This window comes from Azospirillum brasilense, from assembly GCF_005222205.1.
In the GTDB taxonomy this organism is placed as follows: Bacteria; Pseudomonadota; Alphaproteobacteria; order Azospirillales; family Azospirillaceae; genus Azospirillum; species Azospirillum brasilense_G.
In genome coordinates, this window is the sequence record NZ_CP032345.1 from 1,591,724 (window position 1) to 1,617,773 (window position 26,050).

Here is a 26,050-nt window from a genome sequence, read left to right on the forward strand (position 1 = left end):
GGCGGGGTGGGGCGCGGGCATCGGTCCGCCGCCTGTTGCCCCGCCGTCGGCGCCTTATGTGTCTAGATCCACGAAATTCACGGAACGGCGTCTGCGGTCATGTCGCGTTACAATGTCAAGGAAACCGAAGCGAAGTGGCAGGGCGAGTGGGAGCGGCAGGGCTGCTTCACCGCGCGCGAGGACGCTTCCCGTGAGAAGTACTATGTGCTGGAGATGTTCCCCTACCCGTCGGGGCGCATCCACATGGGGCATGTCCGCAACTACACCATCGGCGACGTGATCGCGCGCTACAAGCGGGCCCGCGGCTTCAACGTTCTGCACCCGATGGGCTGGGACGCCTTCGGCCTGCCGGCGGAGAACGCCGCGCTGGAGAAGAAGACCCACCCGGCCAAGTGGACGCGCGAGAACATCGCGGCCATGCGCGCCCAGCTGAAGACGATGGGCCTGTCCATCGACTGGGACCGCGAGATCGCCACCTGCGACGTGGAGTATTACCGCCACGAGCAGAAGATGTTCCTGGATTTCCTCAAGGAAGGCCTGGCCTACCGCAAGGAGTCCTGGGTCAACTGGGACCCGGTCGACAACACGGTCCTCGCCAACGAGCAGGTGATCGACGGCCGCGGCTGGCGCACCGGAGCGCTGGTCGAGAAGCGCAAGCTGTCGCAGTGGTTCCTCAAGATCACCGCCTACGCCGACGAGCTGCTGAAGGGGCTGGACACGCTGGACCGCTGGCCGGAGCGCGTGCGCCTGATGCAGGAGAACTGGATCGGCAAGTCCACCGGCGTGCGCTTCCGCTTCGACCTCGTCGGGCGGGCGGACAAGCTGGAGGTCTTCACGACCCGGCCCGACACGCTGTTCGGCGCCTCCTTCGCGGCGATCTCCGCCAACCACCCGCTGGCCGCCGAACTGGCCGCCGGCAATCCCGCGCTGGCCGACTTCATCGCCGAGTGCAACCGTCTTGGCACCAGCGAGGAAGCGATCGAAACCGCCGAGAAGCGCGGCTTCGACACCGGGCTGAAGGTGGTGCATCCCTTCGACCCGTCCTGGGAACTGCCGGTCTACGTCGCCAACTTCGTGCTGATGGAATACGGCACGGGCGCCATCTTCGGCTGCCCGGCCCACGACCAGCGCGACCTGGACTTCGCCCGCAAGTACGGCCTGCCGGTCACGCCGGTGGTCGTTCCGGCGGACGCCGATCCCGCCACCTTCACGGTCGGCGACGAGGCCTACACCGGCCCCGGCCTGCTGCGCAACTCGCGCTTCCTCGATGGGATGGAGGTCGAGCAGGCCAAGCAGGAGGTCGGCAAGCGGCTTGAGGAGCAGGGGCAGGGCGAGCGCACCACCCAGTACCGCCTGCGCGACTGGGGCGTTTCCCGCCAGCGTTACTGGGGCTGCCCGATCCCGGTCATCCACTGCGAGAGCTGCGGCATCGTCCCGGTCCCGCAGCAGGATCTGCCGGTCGTCCTGCCCGAGGATGTGACCTTCGACAAGCCCGGCAACCCGCTGGACCACCACCCGACCTGGAAGCACACGAGCTGCCCGACCTGCGGCAAGCCGGCGGTGCGCGAGACGGACACCTTCGACACCTTCATCGAGTCGAGCTGGTACTTCGCCCGCTTCTGCTCGCCCAAGGCCGAGGATGTCGCCTTCACGCGCGAGGCGGTGGACTATTGGCTGGCCGTGGACCAATACATCGGCGGCATCGAGCACGCCGTGCTGCATCTGCTCTACTCCCGCTTCTGGACGCGGGCGATGAAGCAGTGCGGCTACCTGAACGTGGAGGAGCCCTTCGCCGGCCTCTTCACTCAGGGCATGGTCAACCACGAGACCTACAAGGACGCCGGCACCGGCGCCTGGCTGGCCCCGACCGACATCCGCAAGAACGATCTCGGCGACTACATCCGCAACGACAACGACGGCCCGGTGACGGTCGGCCGCGTCGAGAAGATGTCGAAGTCGAAGAAGAACGTGGTGGACCCGGCGCACATCATCGGCACCTACGGCGCCGACGCCGCCCGCCTGTTCATGCTGTCCGACAGCCCGCCGGAACGCGACCTGGAATGGACGGAAGCCGGCATCGACGGCGCCTGGCGCTACATCAACCGCCTGTGGCGCATGGTGACGGAATCGCCGGTCGCGCTGCCGCCCGCCGGTGCGCCGAAGCCGGACGCCTTCAGCGCCAAGGCCGAGGCCACGCGCCGTCTGGTCCACAAGGCCATCGCCGGCATTTCGGAAGACCTGGAGAAGTTCCGCTTCAACAAGGCGGTGGCCCGCGTGCGCGAGCTGTCCAACGCCCTGGCCGAGCTGGACGGCGCGGGCGAGGGCGAGGCCTGGGTCCTGCGCGAAGGCTTCGAGGCCACCGTCCGCCTGATCGCCCCGATGATGCCCCATCTCGCCGAGGAGCTGTGGGCGCAGCTCGGCCATGCCACGCTGCTGGTCAACCAGCCCTGGCCGCAGGCCGACGCGGCCCTGGTGGTCGAGGATTCGGTCACCATGGCGGTGCAGGTCAACGGCAAGCTGCGCGCGACGCTGGAGCTGCCGCGCGACATGGCGAAGGACGCCGCGGAGCAGGCCGCCCTGGCCGATCCGAACGTCCAGCGCGCCCTGGAGGGCAAGCCGGTGCGCAAGGTCATCGTCGTCCCGAACCGGGTGATCAATGTCGTCGTCTGACCTCCATAACGACAATAGCCACAACGGCAAAGCCGGCGTCCGGCGGCGGGGGCTTCTGACCCTCGCCCTGATCGCGCCGGCGGTGCTCGCCACGGCGGCCTGCGGCTTCCAGCCCATGTATGGAAACCTCGGGGCGAACAGCATCGGCACCGCCGAGCTCCAGCAGGTCGAGATCGGCGGCATCAAGGACCGCTACGGCCAGAAGCTGCGCAACCTTCTGATCGACCGCTTCTACGCCGATGGCCGCCCCGCCGCCCCGCGCTACCGGCTGGAAACCGCGCTGACCGCGTCGGAGCAGAAGCTGTCCCTTCAGAAGGACGCGACCGCCACCCGGGCCCAGCTCGTCGTGAACGCCCCCTACCAGCTCATCGACGCGGCGACGGGAAAGATCCTGTTCCAGGCCAACGCGCGATCCTACATCAGCTACAACGTGCTGGAGCAGCAGTACGGCGCCCTGGCCACGGTCGAGAACGCCTACGACCGCGCGATCCTGGAAATCTCCAACGAGATCACCACCCGCGTGTCCGCCCAGCTCGGCCGCAAGCTCTGATCCGCACTGGACAACCGGAGGCCGGTCCTCCGCCACCGACGGTGTTTTCGTGAAGCTGCAAGCCCGGGCGATCGACGGCTTCCTGCGCAACCCCGATCCCAAGATCCGCGCGGTCCTGCTCTACGGCCCGGACACCGGTCTGGTGCGCGACCGCGCCATGGGTCTGGGCCGCACCGTGGTCGCCGACCTGTCCGACCCCTTCCGCGTGACCGAGATGCTGGGCCGCGCCGTCGCCGACGATCCGGCGCGTCTGGCCGACGAGGCCGCCGCCCTGTCCTTCACCGGGGGCCGCCGCCTGATCCGCGTGCGCGAGGCGGAGGACAACGTCACCGCCGCCTTCACCGCCTTCCTGGCCGCCTTGCCGCCCGGCGACAGCCTCGTCCTCGTCGAAGCCGGCGACCTCGGCAACCGGTCGAAGCTGCGCACCCTGTTCGAAGGGGCCGACGGCGCCGTCGCCATTCCCTGCTACGTGGAGGAGGAGGCCGCGCTTGGCCGGGTCATCGCCGACATCCTGCACGGCCATGGCCTGACCGCCGATCCCGACGCGCTGACCTTCCTCGCCGGCAACCTGGTCGGCGACCGCATGGTGGCGCGCGGCGAGATGGAGAAGCTGGCGCTCTACATGGGCACGGAGACGCGCGTGCGGCTGGAGGATGCCCAGGCCTGCGTCGGCGACAGCGCGGCCCTGTCGCTGGACGAGCCGATCTGGGCGGCGGCGGAGGGCGACTTCGCGACGCTCGACCGCTCGCTGGCCCGTCTGTTCGCCGAGGGCATGTCCCCGGTGCCGATCCTGCGCGCCGCCCAGCGCCACTTCCAGCGGCTGCAGCTGGTCGCCGGGCAGGTGGCGGCGGGCAAGTCGGCGGACGCCGCGGTGGAGGCGCTGCGCCCGCCGGTGTTCTTCAAGATGAAGCCGCGGCTGACCGGTCAGGCCCGCCGCTGGCCGGCGCCGCTGGTCCGGCAGGCGCTGGAGCGGCTGGTCGAGGCCGAGGCGGACTGCAAGCGCACCAACATGCCCGACCAGACGCTCTGCGCCCGCGTCCTCTTCCAGCTCGCCTCGCTGGCGCGGCGCTGAGGTTCGTCCTTACTTCGCCGGCCCTTACTTCGCGGCCAGGAACTGCGGCACGCGCAGCAGGATCAGCTCGTTGTGGTCCTGCTTGCCCAGCGCGCGGCCTGACGAGTAGGGGAGGTTGTTGTCGTTGCCGACGACGATGTGCTCGGCGTCCACCACATCGACATTCTCGATGGTGACAAAGGGGAAGGTGAACGTGCCCTTGCCGCCGCCAAGCCGGGCGACGCCCTTCGGATCGTCGATGTCCATCAGGTCGACGTAACCGACCTTCTTCACGAAACCCTCGGCGTCGGCCTGGGCGAAGTCGATCTTGTAGACGCGCTTGAACTGCGCCGGGACGTTGAAGCAGTCCGGAGTCGGCTGGCCGGTGCAGCCCTGGGCCGGGTTGCCCTCGCCATTGTCGCGCTCGATGATCAGGCCGGTGGTGGCGTCGATCATGTTGAAGTCGCCGATGTTGTTGCCGTTGGCCTCCAGAAGGTACTTGAAGCTGCGGCCCGTGAAGTCACCCTTGGCGACGTCGAATTCGGCGATGCGCAGGTACTCCCGCCCGTCCTTGGTCTCCCAGGCACCACCCGTCCACAGCGGACCTTCGAACAGCGGGTAGAGGAACTTGCCGTCCTTGGAAGCGGCCATTCCTTCGAAGCCCCGCGAGCGGCGCACCTCGAAGCCGACAGCGCCCGGCACCGCCGGGGTGGACACCGCATAATGGTCGGGGGAACGCACGGGCTTGCCGTCAACCTTGCTCTCATGCAGGGACAGCAGCTTGCCGGTGCGATCGGTCACCAGGATGTAGGGGCCGAACTCGTCGCCGAAATACATCCGGTCGCCGACGATCTGCACGCTCTCGACGTCGAAGTCGGCGCCGGTCAGGTAGCGTTCCTTGGTCGCCTCGGTGACGATGGGGAAGGGCACCTTGCGGTCGGGATCGCGCAGGAACAGCGTCTCGGCCACCGCCGCCGCGCCGGTCTTCCAGTCGATGGTCAGCCTGTGCACCGTCAGCATGGCGTCGGCCGAGTTGCCCTTGCTGCCGAAACCGTTGTCGGTCAGCACCAGGAAGCTGCCATCGCCCAGCGCCTTGATGCCGGAGAAGCCCTGGACCGGCTGGCCGTTGAAGGGCAGCGCCATACCGGTGGCGCGCGGCGCGCCCGGCGCCGACAGGAAGGACGTGCCGTCGATGCTGCGGGGCTGGTCGACGCGCTTGCGGTCGGCGGCGGTGAATTTCCCGGAGGTCCGGAACAGGTCCGGCGCGTCGGCGGGCGGCGCCACGAAGGTCGCCGCGTCGATGACACCGTGGCCGGCCAGCTCCGCCGGGAATTTCTGGTCTGCGAAAGCAGGACCGGCCAGCAGGGCCGCGGTGAGGCCGGCAAGGCACAGGCCGTGGATGGGCTTCATGAATCTCCCCTCTGTGTCGGCTCCGGCCGCGTCGCTGCGGCCGGACGACCCTGTTTAGGGGGATTTCATGTTAGTGCCGTTTCACTAAAGTGACAGTTTGGTTCCGCGACTTCCTACTCACCACCAAGGCGCCGCAGCACGTCGTCAAGCTGATCGAGCGTCTGGTAATGGATGGTGATGGAGCCGCCCTTGCCCTGCGGGGTGATCGCGACCTTCAGCCCAATCCGGGCCGAGATCTCTTCCTCCAGATTCACCAGATCGACGTCCTTGAGCGTCGGGTCGGTGGCGGCACCGCCGCGCGCACCACTCGCTTTCTTGGCCTTGACCGGCGCACTGCCGCGCATCAGGTCTTCGGTCTGCCGGACGTTCAGGCCGCGCTTGACCACCTCGCGCGCCACCGAGACCGGATCGGAGGAGGTGAGCAGCGCGCGGGCATGGCCGGCGCTGAGCGCCCCGTCCTGCACCATGCCCTTGACCGGGTCGGGCAGGGCGAGCAGGCGCATCATGTTGGCGACGTGGCTGCGGCTCTTGCCGACCGAGCGCGCCAGATCCTCCTGCGTGTGCTCGAACTCCTCCATCAGGCGCTTGTAGCCCTCGGCCTCTTCGAGCGGCGTCAGGTCCTGGCGCTGGATGTTCTCGATCAGCGCGATTTCCAGCGCCTCACGGTCCGACAGCTCGCGGATGACGACCGGCACCTCGTGGAGGCCGGCGATCTGCGCAGCCCGCCAGCGACGTTCGCCGGCGATCAGCTCGTAGGAGTTGGTCGTCTCCGGGTCCCGGCGGACGAGCAGGGGCTGGAGGATGCCCTTGTCGCGGATCGACTCGACCAGCCCCTGCAGCGCCTCATCGTCGAAGGTGCGGCGCGGCTGGTACTTGCCGGGATGGATGAACTCGATGGGCACCTGCTTGGATTGGCGCACCTTGTCGAGCGCGGAGTAATCCTCGGCCGCCTCGCCGAACAGGGCGGACAGGCCCCGGCCCAGGCTGGCACGGCGGGCACCGCCGTCCGAACGTTTGGTATCCTCCATCACGCGCTCAGCCTCTTCTCACGGCGCAGCACCTCGCCGGCCAGATGGATGTATGCCTGCGACCCGGGGCAGCGCATGTCGTAGATCAGCACCGGCTTGCCGTGGGACGGCGCCTCCGACACCTTCACGTTCCGCGGGATGACGGTGTCGTAGACCTTCTCCCCGAAGAAGCCGCGGACGTCGGCGGCCACCATGTCGGACAGGTTGTTGCGCTTGTCGAACATAGTCAGCACGACGCCATGGATGTCCAGGTCCGGGTTGAAGGCGCGCTTCACCCGCTCGATGGTGCGGACGAGGTGGCTGAGGCCCTCCAGCGCATAGAACTCGCACTGCAGCGGCACCATCACGGCGTGGGAGGCGACCAGCGCGTTCAGAGTCAGCAGGCCGAGCGCCGGGGGGCAGTCGATCAGCACGTAGTCGTATTCCAGCGCGCTCTTGTCCACCGCCTCGCGCAGCCGGAACTCGCGCCGCTCGGAGGTGACCAGCTCGACCTCCGCGCCGGACAGATCGACGGAGGAGGTGATGATCGACAGGTTCGGCACCGTCGACACCGTCGCGGCGTCTTCCAGCGGCATGCCGTCGAACAGCACGTCGTAGATGCCGACACGACGTTCGGCGCGCGGAATGCCGAGGCCGGTGGAGGCGTTGCCCTGGGGATCGAGGTCGATCACCAAGACGCGCTTGCCGATGGCGGCCAGAGCGGTTGCCAGATTGATGGTGGTCGTGGTCTTGCCCACGCCGCCTTTCTGATTGGCAATCGATATGACGCGGGCGGAGGGAAGGACGGAGGGCATGTCAGCCTCTCGGGAAGCCTCGGAGCGGGAATGCATCAGGGTCGCGGTCTTAGACACGGGCGATACCACTCACACGCAGGATGGTTCCGGTGGGGTCGGTGCGGCTGTCGAAACGCTCGGTCCGCATCTTCCAATATTTGGTGGTATCGGTCAATTCGTCCGCCACATTTTGCCCCTTGGGAAACAGTGCCGCACCCCGGTCCTGAAGGAAGGGATGGGCCCAGCTCAGCAGGTCGTTCAGTGGCGCCAGGGCGCGGGCGGTCACCACATCGGCGGCGATCGGCGGCACCGCCTCGATCCGCTTGTTGTGTACGGTAACCGACGCTCCCGCCACCCGCGCAGCCTCGCGCAGGAAAGCGCATTTGCGGGAGTCGCTCTCCACCAGATGGACCTCCGGCACGCCGAGGATGGCAAGGACGAGGCCGGGAAAGCCGGCTCCGCTGCCGAGATCGACCAGCACCCGCGTCCCTTCGGGCAGCAGCGGGTAAAGCTGGGCGGAGTCCAGGAAATGCCGGCGCCAAGCGTCGGGCAGGGTGGAGGGGCCGACGAGGTTGATCTTCGGCTGCCACTTGCGCAGCGTCGCCTCGTAAGCGGCGAGGCGGTCGAGCGTTTCACGTGAAACACCGGTCTCAGCCTGGAAGGCCGCGGCATCGAACAGGCTCATCAGACGGCCACCTTCACGTCGCGCCGTTTCACGTGGCGGAGCAGGGCAACCAGCGCCGCCGGCGTCATGCCGGGGATGCGGGCCGCCGCCCCCAAAGTCGCAGGGCGGGCTTGCCGGAGCTTTTGCCGGATCTCCGCCGACAGGCTGCCGATGCTGTCGGGATCGAGATCATCGGGAAGCTCCAGCGCCTCGTCCTTGCGGAAGGCACGGATGTCGGCCTCCTGCCGGTCGAGATAGCCGGCGTACTTCCCGTCGATCTCCAGCTGCTCGACAACATCGGCGGGGACTGCCGACAGCTCCGGCCACAGCCGGGCAAGGGTGGCAAGATCGAGGTCCGGGTAGCGCAGCAGATCGGCAGCGGTCCGGCGCACACCGTCCTGGTTGACCGCGATGCCCTGCCGCTGCAGCTCCGCCGGGGTGGCCTGGAGCGCACGCACCAGCGTGCGGCCGGCGGACAGCGCCTCAGCCTTCGCCGTGAAGGCATCGCGCCGCGCCGACCCGACGCAGCCGATCGCGAGGCCTTTCGGCGTCAGCCGCTGGTCGGCGTTGTCGGCGCGCAGGATCAACCGGTACTCGGCGCGCGAGGTGAACATCCGGTAGGGTTCGTTGGTCCCGCGGGTGATCAGATCATCGACCAGCACCCCGATATAGGCGTCGGCGCGGTCGAGCACGAAGCCCTCCGCCGAGCCGCCGGCCAGAAGGGCGGCGTTGATGCCGGCCATCAATCCCTGCGCCGCGGCTTCCTCGTAGCCGGTGGTTCCGTTGATCTGGCCGGCGAAGAACAGGCCGGGGGTCCGGCGGGTCTCCAGCGTCGGCTTCAGCTCCCGCGGGTCGACGAAGTCATACTCGATGGCGTACCCGGGGCGGATCATCACCGCCCGCTCCAGCCCTGGCATCGTCTTCAGGAAGCCGACCTGGACGTCGCGGGGCAGGGAGGTCGAGATGCCGTTCGGGTAGACCGTGTCGTCGTCCAGCCCCTCCGGCTCCAGGAAGATCTGGTGGCGCTCCTTGTCGGCGAAGCGCACCACCTTGTCCTCGATGGACGGGCAATAGCGCGGGCCGGTGCTCTGGATCTGGCCGGAGTACATCGGCGCGCGGTGGAGGTTGCCGCGGATCAGCGCGTGCATCTCCGGGGTCGTCCAGGTGATCGCGCAGTCGATCTGCGGCGTGTCGATCCGGTCTGTCAGGTAGGAGAAGGGCGGGGGCGGCGTGTCGCCGGGCTGCTTCTCCAGAGCGTCCCAATCGATGGTCTTGCCATCGAGCCGGGGCGGCGTGCCGGTCTTCAGCCGGCCGAGTGGGAAGCCCAGACGCGCCAGCGTGTCGGACAGGCCGATGGACGGCGCCTCGCCGACGCGACCCGCCGGGGTGGTTTCCTCACCGATGTGGATCAGACCGCGCAGGAAAGTGCCGGTGGTCAGCACCACGCTTCCCGCCGCGAGGGTCTCGCCGGACCCGGTGACCACACCGGTGACCCGCCCATCCTCGCCGATGGTCAAGTCCTCGGCGCCGCCGGCCTCGATGGACAGGTTCGGCTGTTCCGCGAGGATCGCCTGCACCGCCTGCCGGTACAGCTTGCGGTCGGCCTGGGCGCGCGGGCCGCGGACGGCCGGTCCCTTGCTGCGGTTCAGGATGCGGAACTGGATGCCGCCGCGGTCGATGGCGCGGGCCATGACGCCGTCGAGCGCGTCAATCTCGCGCACCAGATGGCCTTTCGCCAACCCGCCGATGGCCGGGTTGCAGGACATCTCACCGATGGTGTCCAGCTTGTGGGTGAGCAGCAGGGTGCGCGCACCCATGCGCGCCGCGGCGGCGGCAGCCTCGCAACCGGCGTGGCCTCCGCCGACAACAATGACGTCGAACGTTCGCATGGCCGGACCATAGCCGAGTCAGCGCCGGACGCCAAGCGCCGCGACGCCGCGCAGCCCGTGTTTCACGTGAAACAGAGCGGCGCGGCGCGTTTGTCACGCCCCGCTCGGCTCACTTGCCGATGCAGAAATCCCGGAAGATCACATCCAGCAAATCTTCGACATCGACACGCCCGGTGATGCGGCCGAGGGCGCGGCTCGCCAGTCGCACATCCTCGGCCATCAGCTCCGGCAGGGGGGCGGTCAAGGCGCGGCGCAGGGCATCCCGGCACCCCTCCAAGGCGGAGCGGTGCCGCGCACGGGTCAGCGCCGGGGCGCCGCTGCCAGCCAGCCGGTCGGCGGTAAACGCCGTCAAACGCCGCTCCAACTCGGGCAGGCCGGCACCGGTCCGGGCGGAGACCGCAACGGCCTCCCAACCGCCGACCGTCGGCACCGCGGCATCGACAACGTCTGTCTTGTTCAGCACCACCACCGTGTCCTTGTCGAGCAGGGCGACCGTCGCCGGGTCCAGCGTGGGCAGGGCGGTGGCGTCGAACACGGCGACCTTCACGTCGGCACGCGCAGCCCGGTCGAGCGCACGGCGGATGCCTTCCTCCTCGACCTCGTCGGCGGCCGCCTCGCGCAGGCCCGCCGTGTCGGCCAGCACCACCGGGTAGCCACCGAGGTCGAGATGGACTTCGATCACGTCGCGGGTGGTGCCGGCGCGGGCCGAGACGATGGCGGCCTCGCGGCGGGCAAGGGCGTTCAGCAGGCTCGACTTGCCGGCGTTGGGCGCGCCGACGATGGCGATGTGCAGACCCTCGCGCAGCCGTTCCCCGCGGCCACGGTCGTCGAGATGGGCGTCGATCTCGGCGGCCAAGGCGTCCAGCACGGGACGCGCGGCGTCCGACACACCGGACGGCAGATCCTCGTCGGGGAAGTCGATGTCGGCCTCGATGTGGGCCAGCGACCGGGTCAGCCTCTCGCGCCAGCCGTCGTAGAGTTTGCCGAGCGCGCCCTCCATCTGTCGCAGGGCCTGACGGCGCTGGGCGGAGGTTTCGGCGTCCACCAGATCGGCCACCGCCTCGGCCTCGGTCAGGTCGAGCTTGCCGTTCTCGAAGGCGCGACGGGTGAACTCGCCGGGTTCGGCGACGCGCAGGCCGGGCAGGGCGGAGAGCGCCTCCACAACGCCGGCGACCACGGCGCGCCCGCCATGCAGGTGCAGCTCGACCACGTCCTCGCCGGTGAAGCTGCGGGGGGCGGTGAAGCGCAGCACCAGGGCGTCGTCCAGCGCCTCCCCGGTCTTGGGATCGCGCAGCCGGACGAGCGTGGCCATGCGGGGTTTGGGCAGGGACTTGCCGGTCAGGGCAGCGAGCGCGTCGCCGGAGGCCGGGCCCGAAACGCGAACCACCGCCACACCGGCGCGGCCGGGGGCGGTGGCGAGGGCAAAGATCGTCGGGATCATTGTGCCAAAGATCATCGTGCCGGTTCCGGAACGATCAGCCGACCTGTTCCGGCAGCAATTCTTTTTGTTCCGGCTTCAGCATGAGCCGTTCCACACGGCCACCGCCGATCAGGTGCGTCTCCAGGATCGCGTCCACATCGGCGAAGGAGCGGTAGGTGTACCAGACGCCCTCCGGATAGACGACCAGCACCGGCCCCAGTTCGCACCGGTCCAGGCAGCCGGCGGCGTTGATGCGCACCCGGCCGTCCAGGCCCAGCTCGCGGGCTCGCGCCTTCATGTAGTCGCGGAGTTTTTCGGAACCCCGGGCGGCGCAGGAGCCGCGCTTGTGTCCGTCGGGGCGGCGGTTGGTGCAGGAGAAAACATGGGCTTCGAAGTAGGGCTTCGGATCGGTCACTTGCGTCCATCCTGTCCCATGGCGGCGGCCATCTGGGACCAAAACATTTTCTGAAGCTGCTCCATGCCCTGAATTCCCGCCGGCAGCCACGTCTTCATCATCGTCTCGGGATCCATGGCGAGCAGGGAGGCCTGCATGCGGTCCTGGATCTCCTGCATCATGGCGTCCTGCATGGGCTTGACGTCGGGAAGGCCCAGGAAGTGGCGCGCCTCCTCGGATGTGCAGTCGATGTCGATGGTGATCTTCATGGCCCCATTCCCTTGGAGAGCGCGCGGTGCGCGGGAAATTAAGGGTTGAGCGCCGCTTCGGCTCATGCCCCACTATACAGATAGGAAGCCCTGGCGCAACGGCACCGCCGCGCCAGTTTATTCCCAACCACGCCACAGACCGGAAACGCCTGCGATGCCCGCGAACCTGCTTGGCCGGGAGACCAGCCCCTACCTGCTCCAGCACAAGGACAACCCCGTCCATTGGATGGCCTGGGGCCGCGACGCCTTCGAACGGGCCAAGCGCGAGAACAAGCCGGTGCTGCTGTCGGTCGGCTACGCCGCCTGCCACTGGTGCCACGTGATGGCGCACGAGAGCTTCGAGAACCCGGAAATCGCCGCGCTGATGAACGAGCTGTTCGTCAACATCAAGGTGGACCGGGAGGAGCGGCCCGACGTCGACCAGATCTACCAGTCGGCCCTGGCCATGCTGGGGCAGCAGGGCGGCTGGCCGCTGACCATGTTCCTGACTCCGGAGGCCGAGCCCTTCTGGGGCGGCACCTACTTCCCGCCGGCCTCGCGCTACGGGCGCCCCGGCTTCCCCGACGTGCTGCGCGGCGTGGCCGAGACCTACCGCAACAAGCCGGAGAACGTGACCCGCAACGTCGCCGCGCTGAAGGACGCGCTGGGCAAGCTGGCCGAGAACCGGGCGGCGGGGGAGGTCGACCTCGCCATGCTCGACCAGATCGCCGACCGGCTGGTCCGCGAGGTCGATCCCTTCCACGGCGGCATCGGCCACGCCCCGAAATTTCCTCAGGTGCCGATCTTCACGCTGCTGTGGCGGGCCTGGCTGCGCACCGGCAAGGAACCCTACCGGGAGGCGGTCACCAACACGCTGGCCCATATGAGCCAGGGGGGCATCTACGACCATCTGGGCGGCGGCTTCGCCCGCTACTCGGTGGACGAGATGTGGCTGGTGCCGCATTTCGAGAAGATGCTCTACGACAACGCCCAGCTTCTCGACCTGATGACCCTGGTCTGGCAGGCGGAGCGGGAGCCGCTGTTCGAGACGCGCATCCGTGAAACGGTGGGCTGGGCGCTGCGCGAGATGATCGCCGATGGCGGCGGTTTCGCGGCGACCCAGGACGCCGACAGCGAGGGCGAGGAGGGACTCTTCTACATCTGGAACGAGGAGGAGATCGACCGTCTCCTCGGCTCCGGCGGGGAGGTCTTCAAGCGCGCCTACGGCGTCACGCCGCAGGGCAACTGGGAGGGGGCGACCATCCTCAACCGGCTGCACCGCATCGAGGCGCTGGACGCCGAGACCGAGGCGACGCTGGCCGAACAGCGGGCGATCCTCTGGCGGGAGCGCGAAAAGCGGATCAAGCCGGGCTGGGACGACAAGGTGCTGGCCGACTGGAACGGCCTGATGATCGCGGCCCTCGCCCAGGCCGGCATGGTCTTCGACGAGCCGGAATGGATCGCGGCCGCGCAACGCGCCTACGCCTTCGTCCGCGACCGCATGACCGAGGACGGGCGTCTGCTGCACAGCTGGCGGGCCGGGCAGCTCAAGCACCGGGCGACGCTCGACGACTACGCCCACATGGCGCGCGCAGCACTCGCCCTGCACGAGGCGACCGGCGACGCGGAGCCGCTGGAGCAGGCGCGGGCCTGGGTGCGGGTGCTCGACGCGCATTTCTGGGACTCCCAGGCCGGCGGCTACTTCTACACGGCGGACGACGCCGATGACCTGATCGTCCGCACCAAGTCGGCCGGCGATGCGGCGACGCCCAGCGGCAACGGCACCATGCTGGCCGTGCTGGCGACCCTGCACCACCGCACCGGCGAGGCCGCCTACCGGGAGCGGGCGGACGCCCTGGCCGCCTCCTTCTCCGGCGAGCTGAGCCGCAACTTCTTCCCGCTGCCGACCTATCTGAACGCGGCGGAGCTTCTCCAGAAGGCCCTGCAGATCGTCATCGTCGGCGACCCGCGGGCGTCGGACACCGCGGCGCTGCGCCGGGCGGTGCTCGACCGTCCGCTTCCCGACCGCATCCTCAGCGTCCTGCCGCCGGGGACGGATCTGCCCGCCGGGCACCCGGCCCACGGCAAGGGCATGCAGGGTGGGGTGGCGACCGCCTATGTCTGCACCGGCATGACCTGCTCCCCGCCGGTGACCGCGCCCGACGCGCTGGCCGCCGCCCTGACCGGGAGATGACCGCCATGACGACGACCGGCAGCCTGACCGTCGACAGCCCGCTGGGCCTGCTGACCCTGACCAGCGCGAACGGTGCCGTCCTGGCGCTCGACTGGGGACGGCTGGGCGACGACCGGCCGGACCCCGTGCTGGAGGAGGCGGCGCGCCAGCTCCGCGACTATTTCGCCGGGACGCGGTTGGAGTTCGACCTGCCGCTGGCCCCCCGCGGGACCGCCTTCCGGCAGAAGGTCTGGGCGGCGATGCGGGCCATTCCCTACGGCGGCGTCCTGACCTACGGCGACGTCGCGCGGATGCTGGAAACGGCGCCGCGCGCCGTCGGCGGGGCCTGCGGGGCGAATCCGATCCCGGTGATCATTCCCTGCCACCGCATCGTCGGGGGCGGCGGCGCGCCCGGCGGCTATTCCGGCCTGGGCGGCCTGCGGACCAAGGACTGGCTGCTCCGCCATGAGCGGCGGTACCGGGTGACAGCGGACCAGGCCGGCGATACGCTGGAGCTTCAGCTTCTATAAAAACGGAAGGGACCAACCACCATGGTTCACGCGATCCGCATCCACGACTACGGCGGACCCGAAGCGCTGCGCTGGGACGAGATCGAGGTGGGCGACCCCGGCCCCGGTCAGGTGCGCCTGCGCCAGACCGCCGTCGGGCTGAACTACATCGACACTTATCACCGCTCCGGCGCCTACAAGCTGCCGCAGCTTCCCGCCATCATCGGGACCGAGGGCGCCGGCGTGGTCGAGGCCGTGGGGCCGGACGTGACGACGCTGAAGCCCGGCGACCGGGTGGGTTACGCGCCGCTGATCGGCGCCTACGCCGAATCCCGCCTCGCCCCCGCCGACCGGCTGATCCCGCTGCCGAGCTGGATCGAGGACCGGCAGGCCGCCGCCATGCTGCTCCAGGGCATGACCGCGCAGTTCCTCCTGCGCTCCACCTACGCGGTGCAGCCGGGCGACACCATTCTGGTCCAGGCCGCCGCGGGCGGCGTCGGCCAGATCCTCTGCCAGTGGGCGAAGCATCTGGGCGCCACCGTGATCGGCACGGTCAGCAGCGACGAGAAGGCGGAGCTGGCCCGTGCCGCCGGCTGCGACCATCCCATCGTCTACACGCGCGAGAACTTCGTGAACCGCGTGAAGGATCTGACGGACGGGCAGGGCGTGCCGGTGGTCTATGACGGCGTCGGCAAGACGACCTTCATGGACAGCCTTGACTGCCTGCGGACGCGCGGCTTCATGGTGCTGTTCGGCGCGGCGTCCGGCCCGGTCCCGCCTCTGGACCTCCAGGTCCTGGCTGCCAAGGGCTCGCTCTACGTCACGCGCCCGACCCTGTTCAGCTACGTCGCCAAGCGCGACGACCTGATGGCCAGCGCCGCCGACCTGTTCGAGGTGGTGCATTCCGGCGGGGTGACGATCAACGTCGGCCAGACCTTCGCGTTGCGCGACGCGGCGGAGGCCCACCGGGCGCTGGAGTCCCGCGCCACGACCGGGTCCACGGTGCTGCTGCCGTAAGGTTCAAAGCCCTCTCCCGCCCCGGGAGAGGGAGGGACCCACGCGCGAGTGTGGGAGGGTGAGGGTGTTGGCAAGGACCAGTGCCTTGATCCTCGTGCGACCCTCACCCGCCTGCTTCGCAGGCACCCTCTCCCGAGACGGGAGAGGGAACAACTCATTCGGCGGCCCAGAGCGGGTTCTTCAGCTTCTTCAGAAGCTCCGCATGGGCCGCCAATTCCTCCTCGCTCGGCGCGTGGGCGCGCGGGGCGCGGTAGGGGCGGTCGATGCGGATCGCCGCGGGACCGCCTGCCGCCGGGCCGGAGGCCAGCGCCAGACCGGCCTGACGCCCGCCGCGCAGCTCCAGATACACTTCGGCCAGAAGCTGGGCATCGAGGAGCGCGCCGTGGTAGGTGCGGCTGGAATTGTCCACGCCGAAGCGCTTGCAGAGCGCGTCCAGGGTGGCCGGCGCGCCGGGGAACTTCTGCCGCGCCATCAGCAGCGTGTCGATGGCCCGGTCCTTCGGCATCACCGGATAGCCGGCGATCCGCAGCTCCCAGTTCAGGAAGTGCATGTCGAAGGCCGCGTTGTGGATCACCAGCGGCGCGTCGCCGATGAAGGCCACGAACTCCGCCACCACGTCGTTGAACAGCGGCTTGTCCGACAGGAACTCCGTCGTCAGCCCGTGCACCGCCACGGCGTCCGGCGGCACGTCGCGCTCCGGGTTGACGTAGCAGTGGAAGGTCTTGCCGGTGGCGACGTGGTTGTGCAGCTCGACGCAGCCGATTTCGATCAGCCGGTGCCCTTCCTCGGGCTTGAAGCCGGTCGTTTCCGTATCGAGGACGATCTCACGCATGAACCACCTGTCCGGGCTGGTATCCCCGCGGCGGCCATTGCCGTCCGCGGCGCCGCTTCACGTCGGCGAGGATGTTGCGCAGCGCCCGCCGGGTGGCCCGCCGCCCGTCGCCGGTGTTGACGACATGGTCGGCGCGCCGCCGCTTCTCCGCGTCGGGCATCTGCCGGGCCAGAATAGCGGCGAACTTCTCCGGCGTCATGCCCGGCCGCGCCAGCACCCGTGACTTCTGCACCAGGAAGGGGGCGGTGACCACCACGGTGCGGTCCACCTTGCGCTCCCCGCCGGTCTCGAACAGCAGGGGGATGTCGAGCACCGCCACGCGGACGCGGCGACGCGCCGCCTGCCTCAGGAAGCGCCGCTGTGCCGCCTGCACCGCCGGGTGGAGGATCGCCTCCAGCCGCTTCAGCGCCGCCGGGTTGCCGAAGACCGCCGCGCCCAGAGCCCGCCGGTCCACCGCACCCGCCACGACCACGCCGGGGAAGGCCGCGTCGATGGCTGGCACCGCGGCGCCGTGGCGCCCCAGCAGGCCATGCACCACCGCGTCGCTGTCGCAGACCGGCGCGCCCATGCGCTTCAGCATGCGCGCCGCCGTGCTCTTGCCCATGCCGATGGAGCCGGTCAGTCCCAAGACGATCATCGCGCGACCTCAGCCCTGGAGAACAGCCGTCTTCAGCCCCTCGGTCACCTCCGGCTCCCGGCCGAACCAGGCGGCGAAGCCGGGGCGGGCCTGATGGAGCAGCATGCCGACGCCGTCCACCACCCGGTTGCCGCGGGCCTGCGCCGCGGCCAGCAGCGGAGTCATCAGGGGCGTGTAGACGATGTCGGTGACGACCGCCGAACCGGGCAGGGCACGCAGGTCCAGCTCCAGAGGCGGCTGGCCCGCCATGCCCTGCGTCGTCGTGTTCACCACCAGCGCCGCCCCTTCGAGGAGGGTTTCACGTGAAACCCAATCGGCAACCTCGATGGCGCCGCCGATGTCGGCGGCCAGCTCCTCCGCCCGGGCCCGTGTGCGGTTGACCAGCCAGACCCGTGGCGCGCCCTCGTCGAGGAGCGAGGCGACGACGGCGCGTGCCGCACCGCCGGCCCCGATGACCAGCGCCGGACCGTCCGCGGCGGACCAGCCCGGCGCGCCGCTCCTCAAATTCTCAATGAATCCGAAGCCATCGGTGTTGCGGCCCTCCAGCGACCCGTCCTCGCCGACCACGATGGTGTTGACGGCGCCCATCCGCTTGGCGGTGGCGTCCAGCCGGTCGACCGTGCGGTAGGCGGCCTCCTTGTGCGGCACCGTCACATTGCAGCCGCGGAAGCCGAGCGCGGGCAGGGCCCGGATGGCCTGCTCGATGCGGTCGGGCGGCACGGCCAGCGGCACATAGGCGCCGTCGATGCCGTACTGCTCCAGCCAATAGCCGTGCAGCCGGGGCGAGCGCGAATGGCTGATCGGCCAGCCAAACACCCCGGCCAGCTTCGCCTTGCCGCTGATCGTCATTCCGCAATCACCCCATGCACCCGCAGGAACCCGAGCAGCGGCAGCAGCGGCAGCCCGAGGATCGTGAAGAAGTCGCCGTCCACCCGGTGGAAGAGTTGCGCACCCATCCCTTCCAAGTGATAGGCGCCGACCGACCCCAGAACGTCGTCGCCCGCCGCGTTCAGGTAGGAGTCCAGAAAGGCGTCGCTGAAGGGACGCATGGCCAGGCGGGCGCGGTCGACATGGTGCCACAGCCGCTCGCCGTCGCGGATCACCACGGCGCAGCTCACCAACCGGTGCGTCTTGCCGCGCAGGTCCTGAAGCTGGGCCCGCGCGGCGTCGCGGTCGGCCGGCTTGTCGAACCAGCGGCCCTCGCACTCCAGCATCTGGTCGGCGCCGATCACCAGGGCGCCGGGATGCTTGCGGGTGACGCGCTGCGCCTTCAGCTCGGCCAGAGCCTCGGCGACATCCTCGACCGGCGCGCCTTCGGCGCGGGCGGCCAGCTTGATCTCCTCCTCGTCCACCGCGGCGGGGGCGAGCGCGACGCGCACCCCGGCGCGCTCCAGCATCTCCGCCCGCGTGCGGGAGCCGGAGGCGAGGACGACCCTGGGAGCCGCTCCGCTCACGTCACCGGCCCCTCGGGAACGACGCCTGGAACGACGCCGGGCAGGCCGCCGGACTGGCGGCGGGCGAGCAGCATCATGATCTCCGCCGCCGTCTCCTCGATGGAGCGGCGCGACACGTCGATCACCGGCCAGCCGCGCCGGGTGAACATGCGCCGGGCGTCGGTAACCTCGGCGCGCACCACCTCGGGATCGACGTAAGTCGAGGACTCGTTCTGGTTCAGCAGCTTCAGCCGGTTGCGGCGGATCTGCACCAGACGGTCGGGGTCCTTGGTCAGGCCGACGACCAGCGGCCGGGTCAGCTTCTCGATCTCCGGCGGCATCGGGCATCCGGGAACGATCGGGATGTTCGCCGCCTTGATACCGCGGTTCGCCAGATAGATGCAGGTCGGCGTCTTCGACGTGCGCGACACGCCCATCAGGATCACGTCGGCCTCGTGCAGGTCCCAGCTCGACTGGCCGTCGTCGTGGGCCAGCGCGAAGTCCATGGCGTCCATGCGCCCGAAATACTCGGCGTCCAAGGCGTGCTGGCGGCCGGGCTGACGCTGCGATTCCACGCCGAGGAAGGCGGCCAGCGCGTTGATCAGCGGGTCGAGCACCGGGATGCAGGGGACCTGCACCTCGCGGCAGAAGTCCTGGAGGCGGCGGCGCAGCTTCTCGTCGACCAGCGTGAACATGACGAGGCCGCGATTCTCCTGGACGCCCTCCAGAACCATGTCGAGCTGACGCTCGGTCCGCACGAGATTCCAGAAATGCTCGACCGGGCGAACATCGTCGAACTGGATGACGCAGGCGCGGGCGACGCTGTTGATCGTCTCGCCGGTCGCGTCCGACACAAGATGCAGGTGGAACTGTCTCATCCGTCCCCAACGTGTTGTGGAGAACCCGTCCGAATCTGTGGACAACGGGGATCTCCTGGATTCTGTCCCTCCGGGCGGGACTCGTCGCCCCCGCTGGCGCCCCCTTCGGGACAATCCGCGCGCCCTCTCCGGAACATGGGTACAATGACTCCCGCGGACCATGTTATCCACGGGATTCCCAGGCTTCCTGATATAGCATTTCCGCCGTTTCCGGAGAAAGCGTCCGGAGTCGTCCACAGAATCCGATTTTCGTCCACAGCGCGCCGTCCGGCCTGTGGACGATTCCGCGCAAAGCGGGGATTCCCGTTTTCCACAGGCACCCACCACCCCTTCTTCCTTTCTCTCTTTAAAAAGAATACTGAGTAGAGGGGAGACAACCTGCAGACCCGATTCACTCATAGGGGAACGATCCGCCGTGTCCGAGGCCGTGACCAAGATTGCCAAGCCGATGCTCGCAGCCCTCGCCGGCGAGGCGCGTCCGCGCCCGCCCTTCTGGCTGATGCGCCAGGCCGGCCGTTACCTGCCGGAATATCGGGAATTGCGCGCCAAGGCCGGCAGCTTCCTGGACATGTGCTACAACCCCGACCATGCGGTGGAGGTGACCCTGCAGCCGCTGCGCCGCTACGACATGGACGCGGCGATTCTGTTCTCCGACATCCTGGTGGTGCCGCACGCCCTGGGCCAGTCCCTGGCCTTCCTCGAGGGCGAGGGCCCGAAGCTGGACCCTGTGAGAAGCGTGGAAGACCTCAAGCGCCTGTCGCGCGACCGCTTCCACGAGCGGCTGGAGCCGGTCTACGAGACCGTCCGCCGCCTCTCCCGCGCGATTCCGGCGCACACCACGCTGATCGGCTTTGCCGGGGCGCCCTGGACGATCGCCTGCTACATGGTCGAAGGGGCGGGGTCCAAGGAGTACGCGCACGTCAAGCGCTGGGCCTACGGCGATCCCGCCGGGTTCGGCGCGCTGATGGATCTGCTGGTCGAGGTGACCGCCGACTATCTGTGCACCCAGATCGAGGCCGGGGCCGAGGTCGTGCAGCTGTTCGACAGCTGGGCGGGTGTCCTGCCGGCCGGCGAATTCCACCGCTGGGTGATCGAGCCGACGCGGCGGATCGTGGAACTCATCAAGGCGCGCCACCCTGCGATTCCGGTCATCGGTTTCCCGCGCGGTGCGGGCCTCTCCTATGAGGCTTACGTCACGGGCAGTGGGGTGGATGCGGTCGGGCTCGACACCACCGTCCCGGTGGCTTGGGCGGCCGGGAATCTGCAATCCAGATTGCCGGTGCAGGGCAACCTCGACCCGATCATGCTCGCCGCCGGTGGCGAGGCCCTGCGCACCGCCGCGTCGGAGATTCTGGAGACGCTCGCCGGCAAGCCCTTCGTCTTCAACCTGGGCCACGGCGTGATCCAGACAACGCCGCCGGACCATGTCGCCGAGCTGGCCCGTCTGATCAAGGATTGGCCGAACCGCGGCTAAGCCCCGGCAGGTTCCAAAAAGTGCGCAACGGGAAGGGAAGGGGATTCCAGTGCTTTATCTCTGGGTCAAGGCTCTGCACGTCATCAGCATCATCGCCTGGATGGCCGGGCTTCTTTATCTGCCGCGGCTGTTCGTCTATCATTGCGAGACGGCGCCGGGCTCCGAATCCTCGGAGCGGTTCAAGGTGATGGAGCGCCGCCTGCTGCGCGCCATCATGAATCCGGCGATGGGCGCCGCCTATCTGTTCGGAATCACGATGATCGTGATGGAGCCGGCCTGGATGAAGCAGGGCTGGCTGCACGCCAAGCTGCTGTTCGTCCTGGCGCTCACCGGCACGCACATGATGATGGCGCGCTGGCGCAAGGACTTCGAGGCGGACCGCAACACCCGCCCGCAGCGTTTCTTCCGCATGTGGAACGAGGCGCCGACCCTGCTGATGATCGGCATCGTCATCTTCGTGATCGTGAAGCCGTTCTGACGGGACGGGGCGGCGGTCAGCCCCGCCGCCCCATCATCCGGCGGGTGACCGCCTTCTCCGCCTCTACCGCCAGGAAGATCGCCAGACCGGCCGCCGTCATGGCCACCCACTGGGTCCAGTCCACCGCCGCCGTGCCGAACAGGCTTTGCAGGGGCGGGGCGTAGGTGAAGGCGAGCTGGAAGACCAGCATCAGCCCGATGGAGATCCACACCGGGCGGCTGCCGAACAGCCCCCGCCGGTTCAGCACCGAGGCGGTGACCGCCCGGGCGTTCAGCAGGAAGAAGATCTCGCCCATCACCAGCGCGTTGACGGCCATGGTGCGGGCGACCGGCGTCGGGTCGCCGTGTCCCTCGTGGAGCAGGAAGAATCCGAAGCTGGTGGCGACCAGAAGCACCATCACCAGCACCATGCGTCCGATCAGGAAGCCGGGCAGGATCGGCTCGTCCTGCGGGCGGGGCGGGCGCTTCATCACCGCGGCTTCCGGCGGCTCGAAGGCCAGCGCCAGGCCCAGCGTCACCGCCGTGACCATGTTGACCCACAGAATCTGGACGGGCGTGATCGGCAGGGTGTAGCCGGCCAGCACGGCGACCAGGATCACCAGCGCCTGGGCGCCGTTGGTCGGCAGCATGAACAGGATCGTCTTGCGCAGATTGTCGTAGACGGTCCGCCCTTCCTCGACCGCGTGGGCGATGGAGGCGAAGTTGTCGTCGGCCAGCACCATGCTGGCGGCCTCCTTCGCGGCCTCCGTCCCCTTGCAGCCCATGGCGACGCCCACGTCGGCGCGCTTCAGCGCGGGGGCGTCGTTCACCCCGTCTCCCGTCATGGCGACCGTGTAGCCGGCCGTCTGGAGCGCGCGGACGAGGCGCAGCTTGTGCTCCGGCGTGGTGCGGGCGAAGACGTCGGCCTCGCGCGCCACAGCGACCAGCGCCGCGTCGTCCAGCCGGTCCAGCTCGCTTCCCGACACCGCGTCGCCCGACAGGTTGAATTGCCGCCCGATGGCCTGGGCGGTGCCGGCGTGGTCGCCGGTGATCATCTTGACGCGGATTCCCGCCGCCTGGCACTCGGCCACCGCCGCCACCGCCTCCTCCCGCGCCGGGTCGATGAAGCCGCACAGGCCGAGCAGGGTCAGCCCCTCGCGTACATCGTCCATGTCGAGCACGGTCTGGCCGGGCAAAGCGGGGCGACCGGCGAGCGCCAGGACGCGCTGGCCGCGCGCCGCCAGATCCTCCACCCGCGCCAGCCAATGGGCGATGTCGAGCGGCGCGCTGCCGCCGTCCGCGGCCCGTACGTGCGCGCACATGGACAGAACGCGCTCCGGCGCGCCCTTGACGTACAGCAGCCCGTGCCCCTCATGGTCGTGGTGCAGGGTGGCCATGTACTTGTGTTCGGATTCGAAGGGGATGACGTCCGTACGCGGGCGGCGGGCCGTCTCCTCCCGCGCGTCGAGCCCGGCCTTCATGCCCAGCGCCAGCAGGGCGCCGTCGGTCGGGTCGCCGGCCACCGTCCACCCCTCCTCGCCGCGCTGAAGCTCCGCGTCGTTGCACAGCAGGGCGGCGCGGGCCAGCTCGGCCAGGACGGGATCGGCGGCGGGGTCCAGGGCCTTGCCGTCGCGGCGGAACTCGCCCTCGGGGCGGTAGCCGGTGCCGGTCACCGCGCAATCGCCCGCCGTGGTCACCACGGTCTGCACGACCAGCTCGTTGCGGGTCAGCGTGCCGGTCTTGTCGGAGCAGATGATCCCGACCGAGCCCAGCGTTTCCACCGCCGGCAGGCGGCGGATGATGGCGTTGCGCCGGGCCATGCGGGTGACGCCGATGGCCAGCGTGATGGTCATCACCGCCGGCAGCCCTTCCGGGATCGCCGCCACCGCCAGACCGACCGCGGCCATGACCATTTCCGGCCAGGGCTCCCCCTGGACCAGCGCGCCGTAGAGGAAGGTCAGCGCGGTCAGCGCCAGGATGCCGATGGTCAGCCAGCGCCCGAAGACGGCCATCTGGGCGAGCAGCGGCGTGGTCAGCTCCTCCACGCCCGCCAGGAGCGTGCCGATGCGGCCCAGCTCCGTCCGGTCCCCCGTGGCCACCACGACGCCGGTGGCCTGTCCCTGGGCCACCAGCGTGCCGGAATAGGCCATGCCGCCGCGCTCCGCCAGGGGCGCGTCCGCGGCCACCGCGTCGGCGCTCTTGGCGACCGGCACGGATTCTCCCGTCAGCGCCGCCTCCTGCACGCGCAGCCCCTTGACGCGGACCAGCCGCAGGTCCGCCGGCACCTTGTCGCCCGAGGCCAGCAGGACGCGGTCGCCGGGCACCAGATCCTCCGCCGGGACGGTCACCTGATGGCCGCCGCGCAGAACCACCGCCTGCGGCGACAGCATGCTGCGGATGGCGTCCAGCGCCTGCTCCGCCTTGCCTTCCTGGACATAGCCGATGGCGGCGTTGATCAGCACGACGCCGGCGATCACCGCGGCGTCGACGAACTCGCCCAGCAGGACCGTGACGATTCCCGCGCCGACCAGCACGTAGATCAGCAGATTGTCGAACTGCGCCAGGAAGCGCATCAGCGCCGACCGGCGGGGCGGCGGGGTCAGCCGGTTGGGGCCGTACCGCCGCTGACGCTTCGCCGCCTCGTCGGGCGTCAGCCCGTCGTCGGGGCTGTCCAGCGCGGCCAAGGCCTGGTCCGGCGGTTGGGCGTGCCAGGGCAGGGGGTCGGCGGAAGCTTCGGGAGCGACGATGGTTCCGGGTGCGGAACGGTCATGCGGGCTCATGATGTCAACCTAACCGTTTCTGTCCTGCCAAACCGCTTCTGTCCTGAACGTCCAGGTCGTGTCCCGGTGGCCTGGATAACAGGGGATGCGGCATCGTGACCCGGACGAAATCGCGCAAGATTCCGCCCCGTTTCCAAGAATTCGCTTTCATTTGACTTGCAGACGGCGTTCCGCTAACCATCTTTCCCACCACGGGGCGGCAAGCCTCGCGGGCACCCATCCCACATCCGCCGTTCCGTCCCTCCCCAACGATCTGGGCGCGACGTCCGACAGGCATTCCCAGCCTTCAGCGCCGTCCGACGCTCAACCGACGCACCCTGCGCCGGCCCGGGACCTCTGGCACTCCCCCTCGCATGACCGATTCCCTTAAGGCACCCCCATGCATCTCCAAGAGCTGAAGTGCAAGAGCCCCGCCGAACTGCTGGCGTTCGCGGAGGAATTGCAGATCGAGAACGCCAGCACACTGCGCAAGCAGGACATGATGTTCGCCATCCTCAAGCAGTTGGCGGAAAACGATGTTCCGATCTACGGCGACGGCGTGCTCGAGGTTCTTCAGGACGGCTTCGGGTTCCTGCGCTCGCCGGAGGCCAACTATCTTCCCGGCCCCGACGACATCTACGTCAGCCCCAGCCAGGTGCGCCGCTTCGGCCTGCGCACCGGCGACACGGTGGAAGGTCAGATCCGCGCGCCCAAGGACGGCGAGCGCTACTTCGCCCTTCTCAAGGTCAACACGATCAACTTCGATGCGCCGGACAAGGTCCGCCACCGCATCAACTTCGACAACCTGACCCCGCTCTACCCGGAAGAGCGGCTGCGCATGGAAGTCGACGACCCGACCAAGAAGAACTACACGGGCCGCATCATCGACCTCGTGGCACCGCTGGGCAAGGGCCAGCGCGGGCTGATCGTCGCCCCGCCGCGCACGGGCAAGACCGTGATGCTGCAGAACATCGCCCATTCCATCGCGACCAACCACCCGGAAGCCTACCTGATCGTCCTGCTGATCGACGAGCGTCCGGAAGAGGTGACCGACATGGCCCGCTCCGTGCGGGGCGAGGTCATCAGCTCCACCTTCGACGAGCCGGCGACGCGCCACGTCCAGGTCGCCGAGATGGTCATCGAGAAGGCCAAGCGGCTGGTCGAGCACAAGCGCGACGTGGTGATCCTTCTCGACTCCATCACCCGTCTGGCCCGCGCCTACAACACCGTCGTTCCGTCCTCGGGCAAGGTGCTGACCGGCGGCGTCGACGCCAACGCGCTGCAGCGCCCGAAGCGCTTCTTCGGTGCGGCCCGCAACATCGAGGAGGGCGGCTCGCTGACCATCATCGCGACCGCGCTGATCGACACCGGCAGCCGCATGGACGAGGTGATCTTCGAAGAGTTCAAGGGCACCGGCAACTCGGAGATCGTGCTGGACCGCAAGCTCTCCGACAAGCGCACCTTCCCGGCCATCGACATCTCCAAGTCGGGCACCCGCAAGGAGGAGCTGCTGGTCGACAAGGGCACCATCTCCAAGATGTGGATCCTGCGCCGCATCCTGATGCCGATGGGCGTGACCGACGCGGTGGACTTCCTGGTCGACAAGCTGAAGCACACCAAGTCGAACTCGGAATTCTTCGAGTCCATGAACCAGTAGTCGGTGGTCGCCTCTCCCCCATCCGGTCCAAGGCTGGGGGAGGGCATGAAAAAAGGCGGGAGGCCCGATGGAGCCTCCCGCCTTTTTGTTTGTCCGAAACCAATGGCTCGGATCAGGACGGCGCTGTC

General features: G+C 69.0%; 23 protein-coding genes. 9 read left to right on the forward strand and 14 right to left on the reverse strand.

Annotated features, from left to right (window positions below):
• The first annotated feature begins 99 nt into the window (after positions 1–99).
• The 3 genes from leuS to holA are packed head-to-tail and all read left to right on the forward strand — an operon-like array spanning position 100 to position 4,292.
• Positions 100–2,670 (forward strand): leucine--tRNA ligase, encoded by a 2,571-nt coding sequence (gene leuS / locus D3869_RS07715; protein WP_137139572.1) that lies wholly within the window; start codon positions 100–102, stop codon positions 2,668–2,670.
• Positions 2,657–3,220: an LPS assembly lipoprotein LptE gene (lptE, locus tag D3869_RS07720; RefSeq protein WP_137139573.1), complete on the forward strand. Its 564-nt coding sequence runs from the start codon at positions 2,657–2,659 to the stop codon at positions 3,218–3,220. The genes leuS and lptE overlap by 14 nt, the downstream gene beginning before the upstream one ends.
• A 49-nt stretch (positions 3,221–3,269) precedes the next feature.
• A complete protein-coding gene (gene holA, locus D3869_RS07725; protein WP_137139574.1) occupies positions 3,270–4,292 on the forward strand; it encodes a DNA polymerase III subunit delta in 1,023 nt (340 codons plus the stop codon).
• A gap of 24 nt (positions 4,293–4,316) precedes the next feature.
• Here the strand turns inward: holA and D3869_RS07730 are convergent, their stop codons facing one another.
• The 8 genes from D3869_RS07730 to D3869_RS07765 all read right to left on the reverse strand — a co-directional run bounded on the left by D3869_RS07730 (position 4,317) and on the right by D3869_RS07765 (position 12,118).
• Positions 4,317–5,681, reverse strand: coding sequence for an esterase-like activity of phytase family protein (locus D3869_RS07730; protein WP_137139575.1), 1,365 nt, complete (start codon positions 5,679–5,681; stop codon positions 4,317–4,319).
• Between the two features lie 113 nt (positions 5,682–5,794).
• On the reverse strand, positions 5,795–6,709 hold the full coding sequence (locus tag D3869_RS07735; protein WP_175426418.1) for a ParB/RepB/Spo0J family partition protein: 915 nt from the start codon (positions 6,707–6,709) through the stop codon (positions 5,795–5,797).
• Complete coding sequence (locus D3869_RS07740) at positions 6,709–7,503, reverse strand: ParA family protein (RefSeq protein ID WP_137139577.1); 795 nt, start codon at positions 7,501–7,503, stop codon at positions 6,709–6,711. Before D3869_RS07740 ends, D3869_RS07735 begins: the two co-directional genes overlap by 1 nt.
• Before the next feature lie 49 nt (positions 7,504–7,552).
• On the reverse strand, positions 7,553–8,167 hold the full coding sequence (gene rsmG / locus D3869_RS07745) for a 16S rRNA (guanine(527)-N(7))-methyltransferase RsmG (RefSeq protein ID WP_137139578.1): 615 nt from the start codon (positions 8,165–8,167) through the stop codon (positions 7,553–7,555).
• Positions 8,167–10,035: a tRNA uridine-5-carboxymethylaminomethyl(34) synthesis enzyme MnmG gene (mnmG, locus tag D3869_RS07750; protein WP_137139579.1), complete on the reverse strand. Its 1,869-nt coding sequence runs from the start codon at positions 10,033–10,035 to the stop codon at positions 8,167–8,169. Before mnmG ends, rsmG begins: the two co-directional genes overlap by 1 nt.
• A 109-nt stretch (positions 10,036–10,144) precedes the next feature.
• A complete protein-coding gene (gene mnmE, locus D3869_RS07755) occupies positions 10,145–11,476 on the reverse strand; it encodes a tRNA uridine-5-carboxymethylaminomethyl(34) synthesis GTPase MnmE (protein ID WP_137140597.1) in 1,332 nt (443 codons plus the stop codon).
• Positions 11,477–11,510: 34 nt separating this feature from the next.
• The gene (locus tag D3869_RS07760; RefSeq protein ID WP_137139580.1) at positions 11,511–11,870 is read right to left on the reverse strand and encodes a (2Fe-2S) ferredoxin domain-containing protein; all 360 of its coding nucleotides are present in this window, start codon (positions 11,868–11,870) and stop codon (positions 11,511–11,513) included.
• Positions 11,867–12,118: a DUF6489 family protein gene (locus D3869_RS07765; RefSeq protein ID WP_137139581.1), complete on the reverse strand. Its 252-nt coding sequence runs from the start codon at positions 12,116–12,118 to the stop codon at positions 11,867–11,869. Before D3869_RS07765 ends, D3869_RS07760 begins: the two co-directional genes overlap by 4 nt.
• A 154-nt stretch (positions 12,119–12,272) precedes the next feature.
• Between D3869_RS07765 and D3869_RS07770 the strand changes: the two genes are divergently transcribed.
• Genes D3869_RS07770 through D3869_RS07780 form a run of 3 tightly spaced genes read left to right on the forward strand, consistent with a single transcriptional unit; the run spans position 12,273 to position 15,796 of the window.
• Entirely contained in the window at positions 12,273–14,291 is a 2,019-nt protein-coding gene (locus D3869_RS07770) for a thioredoxin domain-containing protein (RefSeq protein ID WP_137139582.1), read from the forward strand.
• Positions 14,292–14,296: 5 nt separating this feature from the next.
• Positions 14,297–14,800, forward strand: coding sequence for a methylated-DNA--[protein]-cysteine S-methyltransferase (locus D3869_RS07775; RefSeq protein WP_137139583.1), 504 nt, complete (start codon positions 14,297–14,299; stop codon positions 14,798–14,800).
• Positions 14,801–14,821: 21 nt separating this feature from the next.
• Positions 14,822–15,796: a quinone oxidoreductase family protein gene (locus D3869_RS07780; protein ID WP_137139584.1), complete on the forward strand. Its 975-nt coding sequence runs from the start codon at positions 14,822–14,824 to the stop codon at positions 15,794–15,796.
• Positions 15,797–15,950: 154 nt separating this feature from the next.
• Here D3869_RS07780 and dnaQ read toward each other — a convergent pair whose 3' ends face one another.
• The 5 genes from dnaQ to D3869_RS07805 are packed head-to-tail and all read right to left on the reverse strand — an operon-like array spanning position 15,951 to position 19,576.
• Positions 15,951–16,628 carry a DNA polymerase III subunit epsilon gene (dnaQ, locus tag D3869_RS07785; RefSeq protein ID WP_094301386.1) on the reverse strand — a complete coding sequence of 226 codons (678 nt, stop codon included), beginning with the start codon at positions 16,626–16,628 and terminating at the stop codon, positions 15,951–15,953.
• On the reverse strand, positions 16,621–17,265 hold the full coding sequence (coaE, locus tag D3869_RS07790) for a dephospho-CoA kinase (RefSeq protein WP_137139585.1): 645 nt from the start codon (positions 17,263–17,265) through the stop codon (positions 16,621–16,623). Before coaE ends, dnaQ begins: the two co-directional genes overlap by 8 nt.
• Before the next feature lie 9 nt (positions 17,266–17,274).
• Positions 17,275–18,114 (reverse strand): shikimate dehydrogenase, encoded by an 840-nt coding sequence (locus D3869_RS07795; protein ID WP_137139586.1) that lies wholly within the window; start codon positions 18,112–18,114, stop codon positions 17,275–17,277.
• Positions 18,111–18,719, reverse strand: a complete 609-nt coding sequence (locus tag D3869_RS07800; RefSeq protein ID WP_137139587.1) for a Maf family protein — start codon at positions 18,717–18,719, stop codon at positions 18,111–18,113. Before D3869_RS07800 ends, D3869_RS07795 begins: the two co-directional genes overlap by 4 nt.
• The gene (locus D3869_RS07805; protein WP_137139588.1) at positions 18,716–19,576 is read right to left on the reverse strand and encodes a pyruvate, water dikinase regulatory protein; all 861 of its coding nucleotides are present in this window, start codon (positions 19,574–19,576) and stop codon (positions 18,716–18,718) included. The genes D3869_RS07800 and D3869_RS07805 overlap by 4 nt, the downstream gene beginning before the upstream one ends.
• 448 nt (positions 19,577–20,024) lie before the next feature.
• Here D3869_RS07805 and hemE point away from each other — a divergent pair, with 448 nt between their 5' ends.
• A complete protein-coding gene (hemE, locus tag D3869_RS07810) occupies positions 20,025–21,050 on the forward strand; it encodes a uroporphyrinogen decarboxylase (RefSeq protein ID WP_137140598.1) in 1,026 nt (341 codons plus the stop codon).
• A gap of 49 nt (positions 21,051–21,099) precedes the next feature.
• Entirely contained in the window at positions 21,100–21,528 is a 429-nt protein-coding gene (gene hemJ, locus D3869_RS07815) for a protoporphyrinogen oxidase HemJ (protein WP_137139589.1), read from the forward strand.
• A 16-nt stretch (positions 21,529–21,544) separates the two neighbouring features.
• Here hemJ and D3869_RS07820 read toward each other — a convergent pair whose 3' ends face one another.
• The gene (locus D3869_RS07820) at positions 21,545–24,286 is read right to left on the reverse strand and encodes a cation-transporting P-type ATPase (protein WP_137139590.1); all 2,742 of its coding nucleotides are present in this window, start codon (positions 24,284–24,286) and stop codon (positions 21,545–21,547) included.
• Positions 24,287–24,665: 379 nt separating this feature from the next.
• Here D3869_RS07820 and rho point away from each other — a divergent pair, with 379 nt between their 5' ends.
• Entirely contained in the window at positions 24,666–25,922 is a 1,257-nt protein-coding gene (rho, locus tag D3869_RS07825; RefSeq protein WP_109069958.1) for a transcription termination factor Rho, read from the forward strand.
• The last annotated feature ends 128 nt before the right edge of the window (positions 25,923–26,050 follow it).

What these genes read in the sequence shown, in the direction of transcription:
- D3869_RS07795 (WP_137139586.1), bottom strand. Translation starts at nt 18,114, where the DNA reads ATGACGATCAGCGGCAAGGCGAAGCTGGCCGGGGTGTTTGGCTGGCCG.
- D3869_RS07820 (WP_137139590.1), bottom strand. Translation starts at nt 24,286, where the DNA reads ATGAGCCCGCATGACCGTTCCGCACCCGGAACCATCGTCGCTCCCGAA.
- D3869_RS07740 (WP_137139577.1), bottom strand. Translation starts at nt 7,503, where the DNA reads ATGCCCTCCGTCCTTCCCTCCGCCCGCGTCATATCGATTGCCAATCAG.
- rsmG (WP_137139578.1), bottom strand. Translation starts at nt 8,167, where the DNA reads ATGAGCCTGTTCGATGCCGCGGCCTTCCAGGCTGAGACCGGTGTTTCA.
- D3869_RS07770 (WP_137139582.1), top strand. Translation starts at nt 12,273, where the DNA reads ATGCCCGCGAACCTGCTTGGCCGGGAGACCAGCCCCTACCTGCTCCAG.
- D3869_RS07775 (WP_137139583.1), top strand. Translation starts at nt 14,297, where the DNA reads ATGACGACGACCGGCAGCCTGACCGTCGACAGCCCGCTGGGCCTGCTG.
- mnmG (WP_137139579.1), bottom strand. Translation starts at nt 10,035, where the DNA reads ATGCGAACGTTCGACGTCATTGTTGTCGGCGGAGGCCACGCCGGTTGC.
- D3869_RS07730 (WP_137139575.1), bottom strand. Translation starts at nt 5,681, where the DNA reads ATGAAGCCCATCCACGGCCTGTGCCTTGCCGGCCTCACCGCGGCCCTG.
- rho (WP_109069958.1), top strand. Translation starts at nt 24,666, where the DNA reads ATGCATCTCCAAGAGCTGAAGTGCAAGAGCCCCGCCGAACTGCTGGCG.
- lptE (WP_137139573.1), top strand. Translation starts at nt 2,657, where the DNA reads ATGTCGTCGTCTGACCTCCATAACGACAATAGCCACAACGGCAAAGCC.
- dnaQ (WP_094301386.1), bottom strand. Translation starts at nt 16,628, where the DNA reads ATGCGTGAGATCGTCCTCGATACGGAAACGACCGGCTTCAAGCCCGAG.
- leuS (WP_137139572.1), top strand. Translation starts at nt 100, where the DNA reads ATGTCGCGTTACAATGTCAAGGAAACCGAAGCGAAGTGGCAGGGCGAG.
- coaE (WP_137139585.1), bottom strand. Translation starts at nt 17,265, where the DNA reads ATGATCGTCTTGGGACTGACCGGCTCCATCGGCATGGGCAAGAGCACG.
- mnmE (WP_137140597.1), bottom strand. Translation starts at nt 11,476, where the DNA reads ATGATCCCGACGATCTTTGCCCTCGCCACCGCCCCCGGCCGCGCCGGT.
- D3869_RS07805 (WP_137139588.1), bottom strand. Translation starts at nt 19,576, where the DNA reads ATGAGACAGTTCCACCTGCATCTTGTGTCGGACGCGACCGGCGAGACG.
- D3869_RS07765 (WP_137139581.1), bottom strand. Translation starts at nt 12,118, where the DNA reads ATGAAGATCACCATCGACATCGACTGCACATCCGAGGAGGCGCGCCAC.
- hemE (WP_137140598.1), top strand. Translation starts at nt 20,025, where the DNA reads ATGCTCGCAGCCCTCGCCGGCGAGGCGCGTCCGCGCCCGCCCTTCTGG.
- D3869_RS07780 (WP_137139584.1), top strand. Translation starts at nt 14,822, where the DNA reads ATGGTTCACGCGATCCGCATCCACGACTACGGCGGACCCGAAGCGCTG.
- D3869_RS07735 (WP_175426418.1), bottom strand. Translation starts at nt 6,709, where the DNA reads ATGGAGGATACCAAACGTTCGGACGGCGGTGCCCGCCGTGCCAGCCTG.